Here is an 18,857-nt window from a genome sequence, read left to right as displayed (position 1 = left end):
CTCCGAGCGCCTGCCCGTAGGAGTGAATCGGCGGGTGGGCGTGGATACACCTTCTGGTGGGGGGGACTGTGGAGCGGCGGACCACCGTCCGTCGCTCCACGACAGAGTCCCGAGCTGTACGGGCGCCAACTCCGGCGGCAAGCAAGCGAACTGAGCGCCGGTCAGGGCCGTCGGCGGGGGATGCCCACCGCCGCGTCAGGCGCGTCGGCGCAGCCCCGCGGCCACGCCCACCGCCGCCTCAGGAGAAGACGGCGAGGCTCTTCGCCTTGCCCTTCGACTCCTCCGCGAGCACCAGAAAGCGCCCTTCAGGCCCGAAGACCGCGACCGGCCCGGCGCCCGTGTACTCGTCCGGCATGTCGATCCGCACGCCGTTGGCGAGCAGCCGCGCCCGCTTCTCGTCGACGTCCCAGCGGGGGAACGCCGCCGTGGCCGCGTCGGCGACCGGCATCACCGTCAGCTCCTCCTGGAGCTGGTCGAGGGTCTTGGCCGAGTCCAGCTTGTACGGCCCGACGCGGGTGCGGCGCAGCGCCGTGAGGTGGCCGCCTACGCCCAGGTCGGCGCCCAGGTCGCGGGCGAGGGCACGGATGTACGTACCGGAGGAGCAGACCACGGACACGACCAGGTCGAGGACGGGGGTGCCGTCCTCGGCGACCGCGTCCCGGATGTCGTACACCTGGAAGGAGGAGACCGTGACCGGCCGGGCCGGGATCTCGAAGTCCTCGCCCTGGCGGGCGCGCGCGTACGACCGCTTGCCGTCGATCTTGATGGCGCTGACCTTCGACGGCACCTGCATGATGGCGCCGGACAGCTTGGCGATGCCCGCGTCGACGGCGTCGCGCTTGACGCCGGAGGCGTCCGCGGCCGAGGTGATCTCGCCCTCCGCGTCGTCCGTGACGGTGGACTGGCCGAGACGGATCGTGCCGAGATACTCCTTCTCGGTGAGCGCCAGGTGGCCGAGCAGCTTCGTGGCGCGCTCGACGCCGAGCACGAGGACGCCCGTCGCCATCGGGTCGAGGGTGCCGGCGTGCCCGACGCGGCGGGTCTTCGCGATGCCCCGCATCTTGGCGACCACGTCGTGCGAAGTGAAGCCGGACGGCTTGTCGACGATGACAAGGCCGTCCGGCGTGGTGCTGCGCTTGGTCATTACGAGGCGTCGCCGTCCTTGTCGGCGGCGGTGCCGTCCGCGGCCTCGGCGGCCTCGGCTTCCTCGTCGTCGGTCTCCGGCTTGCGGTACGGGTCCGCGCCGCCCGCGAACTCGGCGCCCGCGGAGGCCTCACGGACCTTCTCGTCCGAGGCGCGCGCCCGGTCGAGGAGGTCCTCGATGGCCCGGGCGTTGTCCGGCAGGGCATCGGCCACGAAGGCCAGCGTCGGCGTGAACTTCACGCCCGCCGCCCGGCCGACCTCGGAGCGGAGGACACCCTTGGCGCTCTCCAGGCCCGCGGCCGCGGCCGCGCGCTCCTCGTCGTCCCCGTAGACCGTGTAGAAGACGGTCGCCTCCCGCAGGTCACCCGTGACCCGGGTGTCCGTGATGGTGACATGCGAGCCGAGCCGCGGGTCCTTGATCCCGCGCTGCAGCTTCTGGGCCACCACCTCTCGGATGAGGTCCGCCAGCCTCTTCGCCCGCGCGTTGTCGGCCACTGCTCCGTCTCCTTCTGTGCTGTGCTCGTCGCTGATCGTTCAGGTCGATCAAGTCGTTCAGGTCGTTCAGGTCGTTCAGTCATCATCGTCACCGTGGAAGCGCCGCCGTACGGACAGCAGCTCCACTTCGGGCCGGGCGGCGACGAGCCGTTCGCACCGGTCCAGTACGTCCGTGATGTGCCCCGCGTCCCCGGAGACCAGCGCCAGGCCGATCTCGCTCCTGCGGTGCAGTTCCTGGTGGCCGACCTCCGCCACGCTCACCGCGTACTTCCGCTGGAGTTCCGCCACGATCGGGCGGACGAGGGAGCGCTTCTCCTTCAGCGAATGTACGTCGCCGAGGAGCAGGTCGAAGGACAGAGTCCCCACATACATATGTGTCCCGGATAACCCGCCGGTGCGGGATCGCGCCCTGCGCACGGTTGGCAGGGTCACCAGAACCGTACAACGCGGGGCCGGGTCGGCTCGACGGATATTCGCCCCCGCCGCCCCTACCCGTCCCGTACCTGGGGCTCCGCCCCAGACCCCGCTCCTCAAACGCCGGAGGGGCTATAGGTCTCGCCGGTGCGGCAAGGTTCTAGCCCGTCCGGCGTCTGAGGACGAGGCGCGAAGCGCCGAAAGAGCGGGGGAAAGGGGCGCAGCCCCCATAAGAAGCGGGGGTTGCCCAGGGGAACACCCCGGGCAACCCCCGTCCGCGAACGCTAGGCCCGCGGCTTCTCGCGCATCTCGTACGTAGCGATGACGTCGTCGATCTTGATGTCGTTGAAGTTGCCGAGGTTGATACCGCCCTCGAACCCTTCGCGGATCTCGGTGACGTCGTCCTTGAAGCGACGCAGGCCCTCGATGTTGAGGCTCTCCGCGATGACCTTGCCATCGCGCAGCAGTCGGGCCTTGGTGTTGCGCTTGACCTCGCCGGAGCGGATGAGAACACCCGCGATGTTGCCCAGCTTGGACGAGCGGAAGACCTCGCGGATCTCCGCCGTGCCGAGCTCGACCTCTTCGTACTCCGGCTTGAGCATGCCCTTGAGGGCCGCCTCGATCTCCTCGATGGCCTGGTAGATCACCGAGTAGTACCGGACGTCGACGCCCTCGCGCTCGGCCATCTGCGCGGCACGGCCGGCCGCGCGGACGTTGTAGCCGATGACGATGGCGTCGGAGCCCATGGCCAGGTCGATGTCCGACTCCGTGACCGCACCCACACCGCGGTGCAGGACGCGGATGTCGACCTCTTCACCGACGTCGAGCTGGAGCAGCGAGGACTCGAGAGCCTCGACCGCACCGGACGCGTCGCCCTTGATGATGAGGTTGAGCTGCTGGATCTCGCCGGCCTTGAGCACCTTGTCGAGGTCCTCGAGCGAGACGCGGCGGACGCGCTTGGCGAACGCGGCGTTGCGCTCGCGGGCGGCGCGCTTCTCGGCGATCTGACGGGCCGTACGGTCCTCGTCGACGACCAGGAAGTTGTCGCCGGCGCCCGGGACGTTGGTGAGACCGAGGACGAGGACCGGGGTCGAGGGACCCGCCTCTTCCACGTTCTCGCCCTTGTCGTCGAGCATCGCGCGGACGCGGCCGTAGGCGTCACCGGCGACCATCGTGTCGCCGACGCGGAGCGTACCGCGCTGGACGAGGACGGTCGCGACGGCGCCGCGGCCCTTGTCCAGGTGGGCCTCGATCGCAATACCCTGCGCGTCCTGCTCCGGGTTGGCCCGCAGGTCGAGCGAGGCGTCCGCGGTCAGGACCACGGCCTCCAGCAGGCTCTCGATGTTGAGGCCCTGCTTGGCGGAGATGTCGACGAACATCGTGTCGCCGCCGTACTCCTCGGCCACCAGACCGAACTCGGTGAGCTGACCGCGCACCTTGGTCGGGTCGGCACCCTCGACGTCGATCTTGTTGACCGCGACCACGATCGGCACCTCGGCCGCCTTGGCGTGGTTCAACGCTTCGATCGTCTGCGGCATCACACCGTCGTTGGCCGCGACCACGAGGATCGCGATGTCGGTGGACTTCGCACCACGGGCACGCATGGCGGTGAACGCCTCGTGACCGGGGGTGTCGATGAAGGTGATCGGGCGCTCTTCGCCGTTGACCTCGGTGGCGACCTGGTACGCACCGATGTGCTGCGTGATGCCGCCCGCTTCACCCGCGATGACGTTCGTCTTGCGGATGGCGTCGAGCAGTCGGGTCTTACCGTGGTCGACGTGACCCATGACGGTCACGACCGGCGGACGCGGCGCGAGGTACTCCTCGCCGCCCTCGTCCTCGCCGAACTCGATGGAGAACGACTCGAGCAGCTCACGGTCCTCCTCCTCGGGGCTGACGATCTGAACCGTGTAGTTCATCTCGTCGCCGAGGAGCTGCAGCGTCTCGTCGGAGACGGACTGCGTGGCCGTGACCATCTCGCCGAGGTTCATCATCACCGCGACGAGCGACGCCGGGTTGGCGTTGATCTTCTCGGCGAAGTCGGTGAGGGAGGCACCGCGCGACAGGCGAACGGTCTCGCCGTTGCCGCGAGGCAGCATCACGCCGCCGACCGACGGGGCCTGCATGGCCTCGTACTCCTGGCGCCTCTGCCGCTTCGACTTGCGACCGCGACGCGCGGGACCGCCGGGACGACCGAAGGCGCCCTGCGTGCCACCACGGCCACCGGGACCACCCGGACGGCCACCGAAGCCGGGACGACCGCCGAAGCCGCCGCCACCACCGGGACGACCGGCACCGCCGCCGCCACCGGGACCACCCGGACGACCGGCGAAGCCGCCGCCGCCACCGCCCGGACCACCGGGACGACCGGCGAAGCCGGGACGGCCACCGCCGCCACCGCCACCGGGACGACCGCCGCCACCGGGGCCACGGCCACCGCCGGGGCCACCACCGGGACGCGGGCCCGCGGCGGGACGCTGCGGCATCATGCCCGGGTTCGGACGGTTACCGCCGGGGGCACCGCCCGGACGCGGCGCCTGCGGGCGCGGCATTCCGGCCGGGGACGGACGGGCGCCGCCCTGACCCTGCGGACGGGGACCACCCTGGCCGCCGCCCTGGCCCTGGCCCTGCGGGCGCGGGCCGCCGGGGGCACCCTGGCCACCGGGGCGCGGGGCGCCGCCCGGACGGGGCGCCTGCGGGCGCGCCATGCCGGTGGAGCCACCAGAGGTGAAGGGGTTGTTGCCCGGACGCGGACCGGCCGGACGGCCGCCCGGACGCGGGGCGCCACCCTGGCCGCCGGGGCGCGGGGCGCCCTGACGGTCGCCGCGGTCGCCGCCGCGCTGACCCTGGCCGGAGCCCTGGCCGGGGGCCGGACGGCCACCGGGCTTGGGGGCACCGGGACGGGCACCGGGGCGCGGGCCCGCCGGGGCCGAGGACGCCGAGGCCCCCGAGGACGCTGCCGGAGCCTGCGCCGGGGTCGCCGGGGCGGCCGGCGGCGCGGTGAACTCGGGCGCGGCCGGAGCCGGAGCCGCCGGAGCGGGCTTCGGCGTCACGGGCTTGGGCGCGGCCGGACCCGGGCGGGGGCCCGGAGCGGGCGCCGCGGCGGGCTTGTCGGCAGCGGCCGGCTTGGGCGCCGGCGGCTTGGGCGCGGCCGGCTTGGCGGCCTGCGCGGGAGAGGGTGCCGACGGGGTCGCCGGCTTGGGGGCGGCCGCCTTGCGGGGCGCCCCGGGCTTGGCGGCGGACTTGCCGTTGCCGCCGCCCTGCTGCAATGCGTCAGTCAGTTTGCGTACTACCGGCGCCTCGATCGTCGAGGACGCCGAACGTACGAATTCACCGAGTTCTTGGAGCTTGGCCATGACGACCTTGCTCTCTACGCCGAACTCCTTGGCGAGTTCGTATACCCGGACCTTAGCCACTTCGCTCCTTTTAGGTCCGGGTTACGCCGGACCGTCGCTACTTCATGGGCGTACTCATCGCGTGCTCATCGAGTGCTCATCGCAATCTCGACCTACTTCCAACTCGCGGGGTACCAGGGCCGCACGGGGTTCCGGGCGGCACGTCCTACGGTGTTGCCTGCGGGGCAACGGTCTCGGCTGCCTCGACATTCCGGCGCAGTTCCGCGGTGTCGAGCGGTCCCTGGGCCCGGAGGGCCCGCGGGAACGCCCGGCGGCGGAGCGCAAGATCGAAACAGACCAGGGCGGGGTGAACATACGCACCCCGGCCGGGCAGCGTACCGCTTGGATCGGGGACGCAAACGCCCTCGACCGCCACGATGCGCAGCAGCTCACTCTTGGCCGCTCGCTCCCGGCACCCCACACAGGTGCGCTCAGGGCATGCTCGGGCATGCGTCCGGCCAGACACGCTTAAGTCTACCTCCCCGCACCGACCTCACCCCTTTGGGGCAAGAATCGAACGGATGTTGTCTTGATCAGTTCAGCAACCCGGGAGCCCCGGGGCCCCAGGGAGACCCGGGAACCCGGAGCGATCGGTCCGATCAGCCCTCGGAGTCCCGCGCCGCGTTCTCGGGCAGTTCGGTGTCCGGCCGGATGTCGATGCGCCAGCCGGTGAGGCGGGCGGCGAGGCGGGCGTTCTGGCCCTCCTTGCCGATCGCCAGCGAGAGCTGGTAGTCCGGCACGGTCACGCGGGCGGAGCGGGCGGCCAGGTCGACGATCTCGACCTTGCTGACGCGCGCCGGGGACAGCGCGTGCGCCACCATGTCGCCCGGGTCGTCCGACCAGTCCACGATGTCGATCTTTTCGCCGTTGAGCTCGCCCATGACATTGCGCACCCGGCTGCCCATGGGGCCGATGCAGGCGCCCTTGGCGTTCAGGCCCGAGCGGGTCGAGCGGACCGCGATCTTGGTGCGGTGCCCGGCCTCGCGCGCGATGGCGGCGATCTCCACGGACCCGTCGGCGATCTCCGGGACCTCCAGCGCGAACAGCTTCTTGACCAGGTTCGGGTGGGTGCGCGAGAGCGTCACGGACGGGCCGCGCACGCCCTTGGCGACCCGCACCACGTAGCTGCGCAGGCGCATGCCGTGCGGGTACTCCTCGCCCGGCACCTGCTCCTGCACCGGCAGGATGGCCTCCAGCTTGCCGATGTCGACCAGCACGTTCTTCGGGTCGCGGCCCTGCTGGACGACACCGGTGACGATGTCGCCCTCGCGGCCCGCGTACTCGCCGAGGGTCGCGTCGTCCTCGGCGTCCCGCAGGCGCTGCAGGATGACCTGCTTGGCGGTGGTCGCGGCGATCCGGCCGAAGTCGGACGGGGTGTCGTCGAACTCGCGGGGCTCCTGGCCCTCCTCGAGGTCTTCGGGGTCCTCCTTCGCCCAGACCGTCACGTGACCGCTCTCGCGGTCGAGCCGCACGCGCGCGTGGCGGCGGCTTCCCTCGGTGCGGTGGTAGGCGATGAGGAGGGCCGACTCGATCGCCTCGACCAGCAGGTCGAAGGAGATCTCCTTCTCCCGCACCAGACCTCGCAGGGCACTCATGTCGATGTCCACGGCTACGCCTCCTCCTCTTCCTTCACGTTCTTCTCGTCGTCGTTGTCGCTACCGCCGTCGGCACTGTCGGCACCGTCTGCGGACTTGCGGTTGAACTCCACCTCGACGCGCGCCTTGGCGATCTCCGCGAAGGCGAGCCTGCGGGCGGTGGGCTTGCGGCCCTTGACCCCGGGCACTTCGAGGTCCACGCCCTCGTCGTCGACCTTCAGGATCCGCGCGGTCAGCTCGCCGCCCTCGGCGAGCTGGAACTTCGCGAGGCGTCCGATGGCGCGTACGTAGTGGCGCTGTTCGTTCAGCGGGCGTTCGGCACCCGGGGAGCCCACCTCGAGCGTGTACTCGCCGTCGCCCATCGCGTCGGACTCGTCGAGCTTCGCGGAGAACTCGCGGCTCAGCTCGGCGATGCGGTCCAGATCCACGCCGTCGTCGGAATCGACGACGACACGCAGCACCCGCTTGCGTCCGACCGAGGCCACTTCGATCTCTTCGAGATCCAGGTCCTTCGAGCTGACGAGCGGTTCCAGCAGTTCTCGCAGCCTCTCGCTCTGGGTGGTGCTCATCCGGGTGACTCCTCGGCCGCGTGTGCTGTTGTGGGATCGTCGCGTGTCAGGTCAAAGGGTATCCGGTCGCGGAGGGTGTTGCCGTCCACCGCCGGGGCTCCGCACCCCCCGGGACGAGCCGATCGCGCGTACGAGGACAGGGCGCAGGTACGGTGATCACCGGGCCAACACCCGCCCCTCCCGCAACCCGAGGGCTCAGCCCTCCCACTCACCACACACGCCTCTCCTTCACCACCCTGCGCCACCCTCGCCCCCGCCCTCCGTGCCCTAGCGGCCCACCTCCCCGAGGACGCCTGCCGTGCCGTCGTATCTCACCCCTTCGTGGACCCGCCCGGGCCCGCGCCGAAGGAGCCTGCTGACCGGGGCCGCCGCCGCGGCCGGCACCACGCTGCTCGCCGGATGCTCCGGCGCCGGCGGCTCCGACGGCGACGGCCGCCCGTCCGCCGACGACCGGCTGCGCACGCGTGCCGCCCGGGACAGCGCAGGGCTGCTGCGGCAGTACGACGCCGTCCTCGCGGCGCACGCGCCCCTGGCCGCGCGGCTGCGGCCGCTGCGGGCGGAGGTGGTACGCCACGAGAAGGCGTTCGCCCCCGCCCCCGAGCCCTCCGCGTCGCGCTCGCCCTCCCCCGCCCCGGTGTCCGTCCCGGACGGCGAGAAGGACGCCCTGCGGTTCCTGGCCGCGGCGGAGCGGGAACTGGCCGACCGGCGCGACAAGCAACTCCTCGACGCGCCCGCCGAACTGGCCCGGCTGCTCGCGTCGGTCGCGGCGGCGGGCGCCGCGCACGCGTACCTGCTGACGGAGGACGAGAGATGAGCCGCGAGGGCCTTGCGGGCATGGACCGAAAGACCGAGCTGAAGGCCCTGCAGGCGGCCCTGCGGGCCGAGCACGCGGCCGTGTACGGCTACGGCGTCGTCGGCGGCCGGATCGGCGACGAGCGGCGGGCGGAGGCGCGCACGGCGTACGACGCCCATCGCGCACGCCGGGACGCGCTTCGGCGGACGGTACGCACCCTCGGCGCCGAGCCGGAGCCGTCGGCGGCCGCGTACGCCCTGCCGTTCCCGGTGCCGGACTCGGCGGCGGCCGTACGGCTCGCGGCCGAACTGGAGGACCGGGTCGCCGGGGTGTACTCGGATCTCGTCCGCGCGACCGAGGGTGCGCGCCGCGGCACCGCGGCCGAGTCCCTGCGGGAGGCGGCGGTGCGGGCGGCGCGGTGGCGCGGCGGGAGCGTAGCCTTCCCAGGGCTCACCGAGCGGTCCCGGACGTCGGGAGACGAGGCCGGGGCCACTTCACCGGGCGCGTGAGGGCGCTTCGGGCACGCGCGGGTCCGGGGCGTGGGTGCGCTGTCGGGGTGAGCGGGGCTTGGGCGTGCATGCGCCTCGGGCCTGAGCTGGCTCTTCGGCGTGAGCGCGCCTTGGGGCTGTGAGCGCCGTTGGGGTGAGCGGGTTCGGGGCCTGGGCGCGTCTCGGGCGTGAGCCGGTTCGGGCATGAGTACGCCTTGGGTGCGAGCTGTGCGAGCTGCTCTGGGCGATGGGTGCGGCTCGGGGCTGTGAGTGTTGTTGGCGTGAGCGGGGCACCGCGCACGGCAGTCGGAATGTGAGCGCCTTCGGGCGAATGGGAAGGGAACACCTCGCGCATGGCTTTCGAACCGCCGCAGCGCCTCGTCCGTGCGCTCGGCGAGGCGACGCGCGACGCCGCCACCGACGACTGGCTGCACCGCCTGCCCGAACTGGCCGAGGAGGCCGTCGCGCGGCACGAGCTGACCGTGGAGCGGGTGCAGGTGCCCGGTGGGCGCAGCAGCCTCGTCGTACTCGTCCGGACGCGCGAGGGTACGCCCGCCGTGCTCAAGCTGGTGCCGCCCCGGTCGCGGCCCGACAGCGAGCGGGCCGCGCTCGCCCACTGGGGCGGGATGGGGGCCGCGAAGCTCCTGGACGCCGGGGACGGGGCGTTGCTCATCGAGCGGCTGCAGCGGGATGTGTCCGTGCGGTCGTTGCCCGAGGCCAAGTCGATGCTGGAGGCGGCCGGGACGTTGCGGCGGCTGTGGGTGGCGCCGCCCGCCGGGCACCGGTTCGAGACCGTCGCCGAGCGGACGGGGCGGCAGGCCGAGGCGATGGCCTCGTGCGGTGACGCGGACGCACGGCCGCTCGTCGCTGCCGCGCTCGCCGCGCGCGACGAACTGCTCGGCTCCGTGCCCTCCGAGGGGGGTGCGCTGCTGCTGCACGGGACCTTCCGGCAGAGCAAGGTGCTCGCCGGCGAGCGGGTGCCGTGGCTGGCCGTGGGGCCCGATCCGGTGGTCGGGGAGGCTGCGTTCGATCTGGCGCGGCTGGTGCGGGACCGGGTGGAGGATCTGATTGCTTCGCCGTCGGGGGCAGCGATTGCGCGGCGGCGCGTCAAGCGGCTTGCCGAGTCGTTGGACGTTGATCCTGAGCGGCTGCGGGGGTGGGCGTTGTTCCGGGCTGTGGAGTCCGGTGTGCGGGCACTGCGCGTGGGGCGGGAGCAGGACGCGGAGCTGCTGTTGGAGTTCGCGGGCTGGGTGTAGCCCTGGCGGGGCTTTCCCCAGTCCCGCCCCTTCTCCGAAACCGGGGGCTGCGCCCCCGGACCCCCGCTATCGGCGCTCCGCGCCTCGTCCTCAATCGCCGGAGGGGCTGAAGGGGTGCGCGTGGGGCCCCGGGCGGGCGGGACAGGCCCCCGCCGAAGCGGCCTGCGGCCTCGTCCTCACACGCCGGACGGGCTGAGTGGTTGCCGGTGCGGCAAGAGCGGGAAGGGGCGGATGGGCGGGGTTTCCAGCCCGTCGTGGAGGTCCCCCCTGCTCCTCAAGAGCTCGGGGGAGTCTGAGGACGAGCGCGGAGCGCGACCGGCGTCTGTCCCGGGCCAGCCGCACGGGGCAGGCCGGGGGGTGCTCTGCCCCCGGCCCGTCCCGTTTACGCCGTGAGGCGAGCCACCGCTTCGGAGACCGTGAGTTCCTCCCGCTCCCCCGTGCGCCGGTCCTTCACTTCCACGACGCCGTCGGCGGACCGGCGGCCCGCGACGAGGATCGTGGGGACGCCGATGAGCTCGGCGTCGGTGAACTTCACGCCGGGGGAGACGCCGGCGCGGTCGTCGACGAGGACGCGTACGCCCGCGGCGTTGAGCTGCTCGGCGACGGAGAGGGCCAGCTCGGTCTGGACGGCCTTGCCGGCGGCGACGATGTGGACGTCGGCGGGGGCGATCTCCTTGGACCAGCACAGGCCCTGCTCGTCGGCGGTCTGCTCGACGAGGGCGGCGACGGCGCGGGAGACGCCGATGCCGTAGGAGCCCATGGTGACGCGGACGGGCTTGCCCTGCTGGCCGAGGACGTCGAGCTGGAAGGTGTCGGCGTACTTGCGGCCGAGCTGGAAGATGTGGCCGATCTCGATGGCCCGGTCCAGCTTCAGACCGGCGCCGCAGGCGGGGCAAGGGTCCCCGGCCTCGACGACGACGACGTCGAGGTAGTCGTCGACCTCGAAGTCGCGGCCGCAGACGACGTTGCGGGCGTGGGTGTCGGCCTTGTTGGCGCCGGTGATCCAGGAGGTGCCGGGGGCGACGCGCGGGTCGGCGAGGTAGCGGACCTTCTCCAGGCCCTGGGGGCCGACGTAGCCGCGGACGAGGTCGTCGCGGCCCTCGAAGTCCTCGGCGGTGACGAGCTCGACCGTGGCGGGCGCGAGGTGCTCGCCGAGCTTGCCGAGGTCGACCTCGCGGTCGCCGGGCACTCCGACGGCGACGATCTCGCCGTCGACCTTGACGAGGAGGTTCTTGAGGGTGGCGGAGGCCGGGACGCCCAGGTGCTCGGCAAGGGTCTCGATGGTCGGGGTGTCGGGGGTGTCGAGCTCCTCGACGGCCGGGTGGCCGTCGGTGGACACCGGCTTGAGGGCGAAGGTGACGGCCTCGGTGTTGGCCGCGTAGTCGCACTCGGGGCAGTCGACGAAGGTGTCCTCACCGGCGGGGGCCGGGGCCAGGAACTCCTCGGAGGCGGAGCCGCCCATCGCGCCGGACACGGCGGAGACGATGCGGTAGTCCAGGCCGAGGCGCTCGAAGATGCGCTGGTAGGCGGCGCGGTGCAGGGCGTACGCCTCGGCGAGGCCCTCGTCGGTGGTGTCGAAGGAGTACGAGTCCTTCATCTGGAACTCGCGGCCCCGCAGGACGCCCGCGCGGGGGCGGGCCTCGTCGCGGTACTTCGTCTGGATCTGGTAGAGGATCACCGGCAGGTCCTTGTAGGACGAGCACTGGTCCTTGACGACCTGGGTGAAGATCTCCTCGTGGGTGGGGCCGAGGAGGTACTCGGAGCCCTTGCGGTCCTTGAGGCGGAACAGCAGGTCGCCGTACTCCTCGTAGCGCCCGCTGGCCTCGTAGGGCTCCTTGGGCAGCAGGGCCGGGAGCAGGACCTCCTGGCCGCCGATGGCGTCCATCTCCTCGCGGACGACGCGGGCGACGTTCTCGTAGACCTTCTTGCCGAGGGGCAGCCAGGTCCAGATGCCCGCGGCGGTCCGGCGGACGTATCCGGCGCGGACGAGCAGCTTGTGGTTGAGCGTCTCCGCGTCCGCCGGGTCGTCGCGCAGTGTCTTGACCATCAAACGGGACATGCGCTGGACCTGGGCCATGGTGATCTCCTGCTGCGTAAGGGTGATGGCCGCAGGTTAGCCGGGGCACGCGCGCACGTGGAAATCGATTCAGCCGCCGGGGCGCCGCAGCGGCAGTGGCGCGCCCATCACGGCGTACGGCTTGGGGGCGCTCGGGAAGAGCACGTTGCGGGCCAGGTCGGTGTAGCCGAGGGAGCGGTACAGGGCGCGGGCGGGGCTCTCGGTGTCGATGGCGGAGAGGATCGAGCGGGGCTCGGCGGCGGCGTCCGTGATGGTGGTGATGAGGGCGCGGCCGAGGCCGCGGTTCTGGTAGCCGGGCCGGACGTGCAGCTCGGTGATCACGAAGGAGTCCTCCAGCCAGCCCTCCAGGCCCCAGCCGCGCAGATACGGCTCGACGACCGTGGACCACCAGTGCGCGCGGTCGTTGGGCATGCCGTAGACGAAGCCGACGAGCCGTCCGTCGCGGGTGGTCGCGCCGAGCGCCCGGGCGCCGGGGTGGGTGAGGTGCCGCAGGACGATCTGGCGGCGTACCGCGATCTCGTCGTCGCTGAGCCCGAAGGCGAGGGCCTGTACGCGCAGCGCGTCGTCCACCCGCGCGGCCAGGTCGACCGGCCCGATCACGACGTCGTCAGTCATGCGCGAACCCTACTTCGCGGCACGTCGCCGACGGGCGGCGGCGAGGACCGGCCGCGGCCGGAAACGGCCCCGTCAGGGGCACAGGGGTGTGCGCGCCCCCGACGGGGCGGTCAGAACAGCACGCTCATGAACGCCCCGACTTCCTTGAACCCCACCCGCTGGTACGTCGCCCGTGCGGCCGTGTTGAAGTCGTTGACGTACAGGCTGACGACCGGGGAGACGTCCGCGAGGGCGTACTTCAGGACGGCCGCCATGCCGGGCGCGGCAAGCCCCTGCCCCCGGTACTCGGGCGCCACCCAGACGCCCTGGACCTGACAGGCGCGGTCCGTCGCCGCGCCGATCTCGGCCTTGAAGACGACGCGGCCGTCGGCGTCGATGCGGGCGAAGGAGCGCCCGGAACCGACGAGTTCGGCGACCCGGGCCTGGTAGAGGAGCCCGCCGTCGCCGGCCATCGGGGAGATGCCGACCTCCTCGGTGAACATCGCCACGCAGGCCGGCATGATCGTCTCCATTTCGTCCTTGCGGACGCGGCGGACGTACGGATCGGGCGTGATGTCGTCGGGCAGCCGGTCGGTGACCATCAGGGGCTGCTGGGAGCGGACCTCGCGCGCGGGGCCCCAGGACGGTTCGAGCAGCCGCCACAGCAGGGCGGTGGGCTCGGCGGGGCCGACGATGGAGGAGCAGCGGCGGCCGGCCCTGCGGGCGCGGTCGGCGAAGCCGCGGACGGCGCGCGGGGTGGCGCAGATCGGGACGAGGTTGGCGCCCGCGTAGCACAGGGACTCCAGCATGCCGTCCTCGTACCAGCCCCACATCTCGCCGCCGAGCCGCCAGGGGTCGAGGCCCGCGACGCGCACCCTGGCCGTGACGAAGGCGTTCGCGACCGGCTCGCGGTCGAGCACGGCGAGCGCGGCGTCCAGGTCACTCGGATCGAGGACCCTGGTGGTGGTCTGGGTCAACACGTGCGGGGGCCTCACCATACGGTCTGCTGATCTCCGCACTGTACCTGGCGAGGTTCCGCGACGCCGCCCGGTCGCCGTGCGGCGGCCGGGCGGGCGACCGGCGTGATCAGCGGCGCTGTACGTGGCCGTGGCCGACCTGGATCTCGTCGATCTTGAGCTGCCGGTGGAAGGTGGGGGCGGTGGCCGCGGCCCAGGTGGTGGTCACGTCGAGCTTGAGGTGCCGGGTGCGGACGCCGTCGCCGAGGTCGATGAAGCGGATGCCGCGGGCGCTCTCCAGGACGCCCGCCTTGATCTGCCGCCAGCGCTTTCCGTCGTCGCTGACGGACACGGTGTAGTCCTTGATGCGGGCGGAGTCCTCGGGCCTGCCGAAGGTGGAGCGGTTGTGGGTGGGTGACCACTCGCGCTGGTTGATGCCGAGGAAGGCGGCCTTCTTCCGTGTCCCGAGGTCGAGGGTGACGGAGACGGGGAGCGTGCCCTTGTTGTCCGTGTACGTGGTGAAGTCGCCGTCGGTGAGGGCGGGGTCGCCGGCCTTGACGGAGCCCTTCGGGTAGACGCCCTCGCGCTCGCGCTCGGTCTCGACCTTGAAGACGGTGTCGTACGCGTCCCAGTCCTCGATCGACCGGATGGTGAGACGGCCGTCGCCCTGGGAGAACGGCAGGCGCGTGCCGGTGCGCAGATCGGTGACGCGCTTGATCCGGTAGCCGTTGTCGCGCAGGCGGATCCGGTCGCCGGTGGTGGGGCGGGTGGTGACGTGGACGTACTGCGTGGTGGGCTTGGCGCGGCTGATGGTGAGGTAGCCGTACGCGCCGTCGTTCCACGCGCCCGGCTGCATGCCGCCGTACATGTAGCCGCCGCCGTCGACGCCGTGCAGGGACTCCCTGATGGGCGGCAGGTAGTCCTTCATGAAGTTCGTGAACTTCTGCTGCTGGGGCGGGAACCGCCCGTCGACCATGGCCTGGAGGTCCATGAGGGACTTGATGGACGTGCCCGAATTGGCCACGTAGCGGCGGACGTTGAGGCCGGTATCGACCGGACGGTCCTGGCCGTCGTACCACCAGGCGCCGGTGCTCGGCACCTTGTAGCAGGACTCGGTCAGGCGCGGCATCGGCGTCCAGATCGCCGAGGGCTGGTCGTAGGGCGGGGTCATGCCGGTCTTCTGCTCGTGGGACACCATGTCCATGGCCGCGGTGTCCTCGTTGTTGTTGCTCAGCGTCATGTCGGGGCGCCGCTCGCGGATCTGCTCGTAGAGCTGGTGCTGCTCCCAGTACTCGTTGTCGTTGTCGATCCAGAAGCCCGACAACTTCGGGTAGGCGTCCATGACTTCGAAGAAGTTGTCGTACGAGAACTCGCCGAAGCCGGGCCGGGTGGTGAGGTCGATGTCGCGGCCCTTGTGGGCGGAGTACGCGGCCGAGTCGAGGGTCTCCCGCCCCTGTTCGTCGTGCCACTTGGGGTCGTCGGTCATGTAGAGGATCGTCTTGACGCCCTTGGCCTCGCCCGCCTTGATCAGCTCGCCGAGGAAGTCCCTTCGGGTGGCGCAGGAGCCGGGGATCTTCGAGGGCCAGGGGCGGGCGTAGCCGAGCCGGGAGTGGAAGGTGGCGAGGACGATGTAGCCGGCGTCCAGCTTCTTGGCCTCGTCGACCCAGTAGTCGGGCGTCCACCCACCGTCGGTGACGGCCTTCTCCCAGGCATCGCACTCGTAGTGCCGGGGGTTGGTGAACATGCCCCAGTGCAGGAAGAGCCCGGCGGTGGCGTCGCGGAGCGCGGACTGGCGGGGCGGGTCGGCGGGCGGGGGCGGCTGCGGGCGCGTCGAGGCGGCTCCGCTGCCGGTGCCCGCCAGGAGCAGCCCGCCGAGCAGGGACAGGACCGCGACCCACAGGGGCCAGGGTCCGCGGCGGCGTACGGGGGTCATGCGTGGGCCTCGCTTCCGTTGACGTAGACCTGGTGGAGCGTGAGGTGCGGGGCGGCCTCGATGAGGTTCGGCTCGGCGATGCCGGTGAAGTCGCAGTGGGCGATGCGGACGGGGCCGAAGGGGTCGGCGGCGAGGCCTTCGAGGTGCAGGGCGCGGCGGGCGCCGTCGTGGACCATGCGCTCGACGCTGACGTTGCGGATGACGGCGGGGTACGGGCCGGTCTGCCCGGAGTAGCGGGTGGTGAGGTGGACGCAGTCGCGGTCGATGCCGCGGCCGGTGAAGTCGCGGATGTGAACGCCGTCGATGGCCCCGCCCCGCTTGGTGTTGGTCTTCAGGAAGACGGGGTGGCGGGGGTTGAACCGGCCGGGGAAGTCCAGGGGGTTGACGCGGCAGTTCTCGGCGAAGATGTCGTACGCGCCGCCGGACATCTCGCTGCCGACGGCGATGCCGCCCCAGCGTCCGGAGAACACACAGTCGCGTACGACGATGTTGCGGCTGGGCACGCCGACGCGGTGGCCGTCCTCGTCCCGCCCGGACTTGACGGCGATGGAGTCGTCCTCGGTGTGAAACCGGCAGCCGGTGATGAGGACGTCGGCGCAGCACTCGGGATCCACGCCGTCGCTGTTGTTGATGCGGCCGATGACGTCGACGTCCTTGATGAGGACGTTGGCGCACAGGACGGGGTGCAGGGTCCACATGGCGGGCTCAAGGACGGTGACGTCCTGGATGAGGATGTTCCGGCAGCGGTAGAACTGGACCATGTTCGGGCGGAGGTAGTGCCCCGCCCCGAAGAGCCGCTCCTCGACGGGGACGCCCTGCTCCCCCATCCGCCGCAGCTCCGCCTGATCGGCGGGCTGACCACCGCCGGGGTCGCGCCAGCTCTTCCAGGGTCCGTCCATGCCCTGGCCGTCGAGGGTGCCGTGGCCGGTGACGGCGATGTCGCGCTCGCCGTGGGCGTACACGAACGGCGAGTAGTTCCAGCACTCGGTGCCCTCCCAGCGGGTCAGCACCATGGGGAGGTAGTCGGCCGGGTCGGTGGAGAACAGGACGGTGCCGTCGACACGCAGGTTCACCCGGCTGCGGAGGCGGATGGCGCCGGTCAGGAAACGGCCTCCGGCGGGTACGTGGACGTGGCCGCCGCCTGCGCGGTGGCAGGCGGCGATGGCGCGGCGGAAGGCTCCCGTGTTCTTGGTGACCCCGTCCCCCACGGCGCCGAAGTCCCGTACGTCGAAGCGGCGTCGGGGGAAGCGGGGTGGTCTGATGCGGGCGAGGATGGCGGGGACTCGGGACCAGGGGTCGGTGGGGGCCGGGCTGAGGGCCGGGGCGTCGGCCGGGGCGCTCGGTCTCGCTTCGGCGGTGTGCGCGGGCAACAGCGGGGACGCCGCCGCGAGGGCGGCCGCCGTCAGCGCCGCACGGCGGGTGGGGTGGGCACGCACGGGACATCACGCTCCTGAGTCGGGGGATGCTGCTCCTTCACGCGGTACGCCAGGCAGCGCCCTGGTCATCCGATGAATCATCCTCGGGGGCGCCACTGCCGCAGACGGCGCCGGTCGGCCGCAGGCTGCGGCTTCTGGGCACATGAGCCCTGCACGTCGTACGGAACACGGCGGCTCCCTCGGGCATCGGCGCGGACGAGGCCGCCGTCAGGTAGCGCTTCCTCGGTCCAGGTGCCCGAACAAGGTCCTGCCATACATCGGAGCTGTCAAGACGGTGCGCTGGTGGAACCGCGAACGTGCAGCTCAACGGGGAGGGCTTCGGCCTCGGCGTTCTCCGGGTCGTCGGCGTCCGTCCCGCCGTCCGGCGCGCCGCCCGTCCCGCCGCGCAGCAGCCGGATGAGCGCGGTGGCGGCCGCCCGCCCGAGGCCACTGCGGGGTACCGCTACCGTCGTGAGCGGTGGCGAGGAGAACCGGGCCAGGTCGATCTCGTCGAAGCCGGTCAGCGAGATGTCGTCGGGGACGCGTACGCCCAGTTCGGCGAAGCGGGACAGCAGGCCGAGCGCGACGAAGTCGTTGTACGCGACCAGGGCGGTGCCGCCGGCCGCGAGGGCCGTCTCGGCGACGGCGTGGCCCTCGTCCGTGGTGGAGCCGCAGGGCAGCACGGTGACGTGCAGGCCGAACGCCTCGGCGCCCGCCAGGGCGCGCAGCCGCTCCCGGTTCGCCCAGGAGCCCTCGGGTCCGGCGAGGTAGACGACGCGGCGGTGGCCGAGCTGGGCGAGGTGTCCGCAGACGGCGAGGACGCCCTGGTGGAAGTCGACGCCGACGGTGTGCAGGGCCAGGCCGGGGGCCCTGCGGTTGGCGACGAGGAGCGGGGCGCCGCGGGCCGCCAGGGCGGCGAGGTCCGCGCGGGGCATGCGGGGTGCGCACAGGAGGAGGCCGTCGGCGTACCGGAGCAGGTCCTCCGCGAGCTCCCGCTCGACGGTCGGGTCCTCGTCCGAGTCCATCACCAGGACCCGGGCGCCACTGTCGCGCACCGTCGCGGAGAACGCCTTCACCAGGTCGCTGAAGTGCGGGTTCGCCAGGTCCGGCACGAGTACGCCGAGGGTGCCCGAGCGGCCGCGGGCCAGGCCCTGGGCGGTGGCGCTCGGGCGGTAGCCGAGGTCGGCGATGGCCTGGCGGACGCGGTCGGCGAGGGTCTCGTCCACCGTGCTCACGTCGTTGAGCACCCGCGACACGGTCGTCACGGACGCGTCCGCCTCCCGGGCCACGTCCCCGATCGTGACGCGCTTCCCCCGCCCCTTCGCCATCGCCCGCCTCCCCGCACGCCCCCACCGGGGAACCGCTTCCCCGGCCCGGGGAGTCCTTCCCCGCGGGCGCGTGCTTACTCGGGCACCGTGCGGCAACCCTGCCGCCGCTGCGCGGCGACTTCCTCCCACCCGCCCACCCGTGAAGGTTGGACCCGGGCGATCCCTTGGAAACCTGCGGCTGCCTCCGGCCAGAAGGCTGCGGGGCCCAGGGACCTCAGGGAAACCAGTGCAGCCTACGGCCTGAGAGCTGCGGGGCCGGGAACCCAACGAAGCCCCACGGCTGCCCCGGCCAGGGAACTGCGGGACCCGGGGAACCTCAGAGAAACCAGTGCAGCCTACGGCCTGAGAGCTGCGGGGCCGGGAACCCAACGAAGCCCCACGACTGCCCCGGCCAGGGAACTGCGGG

Annotated in this window: 16 protein-coding genes; 3 read left to right on the top strand and 13 right to left on the bottom strand. The window is 72.3% G+C overall.

Features of this window, described 5'->3' with window-relative positions; translation table 11 throughout:
* Positions 1 to 238 precede the first annotated feature (238 nt).
* From truB to rimP, 7 genes are all read right to left on the bottom strand, one after another.
* Positions 239 to 1,144, bottom strand: coding sequence for a tRNA pseudouridine(55) synthase TruB (gene truB / locus IE274_RS37675; protein ID WP_190120456.1), 906 nt, complete (start codon positions 1,142 to 1,144; stop codon positions 239 to 241).
* Positions 1,144 to 1,638: a 30S ribosome-binding factor RbfA gene (gene rbfA / locus IE274_RS37670; RefSeq protein WP_190120455.1), complete on the bottom strand. Its 495-nt coding sequence runs from the start codon at positions 1,636 to 1,638 to the stop codon at positions 1,144 to 1,146. Before rbfA ends, truB begins: the two co-directional genes overlap by 1 nt.
* Positions 1,639 to 1,713: 75 nt before the next feature.
* Positions 1,714 to 2,010 (bottom strand): DUF503 domain-containing protein, encoded by a 297-nt coding sequence (locus IE274_RS37665; protein ID WP_030362049.1) that lies wholly within the window; start codon positions 2,008 to 2,010, stop codon positions 1,714 to 1,716.
* 326 nt (positions 2,011 to 2,336) lie between these two features.
* Positions 2,337 to 5,468: a translation initiation factor IF-2 gene (gene infB / locus IE274_RS37660; protein WP_190120454.1), complete on the bottom strand. Its 3,132-nt coding sequence runs from the start codon at positions 5,466 to 5,468 to the stop codon at positions 2,337 to 2,339.
* Positions 5,469 to 5,613: 145 nt separating this feature from the next.
* Positions 5,614 to 5,913: a YlxR family protein gene (locus IE274_RS37655; RefSeq protein WP_190120453.1), complete on the bottom strand. Its 300-nt coding sequence runs from the start codon at positions 5,911 to 5,913 to the stop codon at positions 5,614 to 5,616.
* Between the two features lie 133 nt (positions 5,914 to 6,046).
* Positions 6,047 to 7,054 carry a transcription termination factor NusA gene (gene nusA, locus IE274_RS37650; RefSeq protein WP_190120452.1) on the bottom strand — a complete coding sequence of 336 codons (1,008 nt, stop codon included), beginning with the start codon at positions 7,052 to 7,054 and terminating at the stop codon, positions 6,047 to 6,049.
* A gap of 2 nt (positions 7,055 to 7,056) precedes the next feature.
* Positions 7,057 to 7,611 (bottom strand): ribosome maturation factor RimP, encoded by a 555-nt coding sequence (gene rimP / locus IE274_RS37645; protein WP_190120451.1) that lies wholly within the window; start codon positions 7,609 to 7,611, stop codon positions 7,057 to 7,059.
* A 298-nt stretch (positions 7,612 to 7,909) separates the two neighbouring features.
* Here rimP and IE274_RS37640 point away from each other — a divergent pair, with 298 nt between their 5' ends.
* From IE274_RS37640 to IE274_RS37630, 3 genes are all read left to right on the top strand, one after another.
* Positions 7,910 to 8,425 (top strand): hypothetical protein, encoded by a 516-nt coding sequence (locus IE274_RS37640; RefSeq protein WP_190120450.1) that lies wholly within the window; start codon positions 7,910 to 7,912, stop codon positions 8,423 to 8,425.
* Positions 8,422 to 8,913 carry a ferritin-like domain-containing protein gene (locus tag IE274_RS37635; RefSeq protein WP_372446981.1) on the top strand — a complete coding sequence of 164 codons (492 nt, stop codon included), beginning with the start codon at positions 8,422 to 8,424 and terminating at the stop codon, positions 8,911 to 8,913. Before IE274_RS37640 ends, IE274_RS37635 begins: the two co-directional genes overlap by 4 nt.
* 332 nt (positions 8,914 to 9,245) lie before the next feature.
* A complete protein-coding gene (locus IE274_RS37630; protein WP_190120449.1) occupies positions 9,246 to 10,148 on the top strand; it encodes an aminoglycoside phosphotransferase family protein in 903 nt (300 codons plus the stop codon).
* Between the two features lie 382 nt (positions 10,149 to 10,530).
* Here IE274_RS37630 and IE274_RS37625 read toward each other — a convergent pair whose 3' ends face one another.
* The 6 genes from IE274_RS37625 to IE274_RS37600 form a co-directional block, all read right to left on the bottom strand.
* Positions 10,531 to 12,225: a proline--tRNA ligase gene (locus IE274_RS37625; protein WP_190120448.1), complete on the bottom strand. Its 1,695-nt coding sequence runs from the start codon at positions 12,223 to 12,225 to the stop codon at positions 10,531 to 10,533.
* Positions 12,226 to 12,294: 69 nt separating this feature from the next.
* Complete coding sequence (locus IE274_RS37620; protein WP_190120447.1) at positions 12,295 to 12,840, bottom strand: GNAT family N-acetyltransferase; 546 nt, start codon at positions 12,838 to 12,840, stop codon at positions 12,295 to 12,297.
* A 110-nt stretch (positions 12,841 to 12,950) separates the two neighbouring features.
* Complete coding sequence (locus IE274_RS37615; protein WP_190120446.1) at positions 12,951 to 13,799, bottom strand: GNAT family N-acetyltransferase; 849 nt, start codon at positions 13,797 to 13,799, stop codon at positions 12,951 to 12,953.
* 106 nt (positions 13,800 to 13,905) lie between these two features.
* On the bottom strand, positions 13,906 to 15,708 hold the full coding sequence (locus IE274_RS37610; protein ID WP_190120445.1) for an alpha-L-fucosidase: 1,803 nt from the start codon (positions 15,706 to 15,708) through the stop codon (positions 13,906 to 13,908).
* On the bottom strand, positions 15,705 to 17,144 hold the full coding sequence (locus tag IE274_RS37605) for a glycoside hydrolase family 28 protein (protein ID WP_229910084.1): 1,440 nt from the start codon (positions 17,142 to 17,144) through the stop codon (positions 15,705 to 15,707). The genes IE274_RS37610 and IE274_RS37605 overlap by 4 nt, the downstream gene beginning before the upstream one ends.
* 266 nt (positions 17,145 to 17,410) lie before the next feature.
* Entirely contained in the window at positions 17,411 to 18,451 is a 1,041-nt protein-coding gene (locus IE274_RS37600) for a LacI family DNA-binding transcriptional regulator (protein WP_190120444.1), read from the bottom strand.
* Between the last annotated feature and the right edge of the window lie 406 nt (positions 18,452 to 18,857).

Source organism: Streptomyces flavofungini, assembly GCF_014650815.1.
In the GTDB taxonomy this organism is placed as follows: Bacteria; Actinomycetota; Actinomycetes; order Streptomycetales; family Streptomycetaceae; genus Streptomyces; species Streptomyces flavofungini.
The sequence above is the reverse complement of the archived record's forward strand: the minus strand, read 5'-3'. Positions and strand labels throughout refer to the sequence as shown.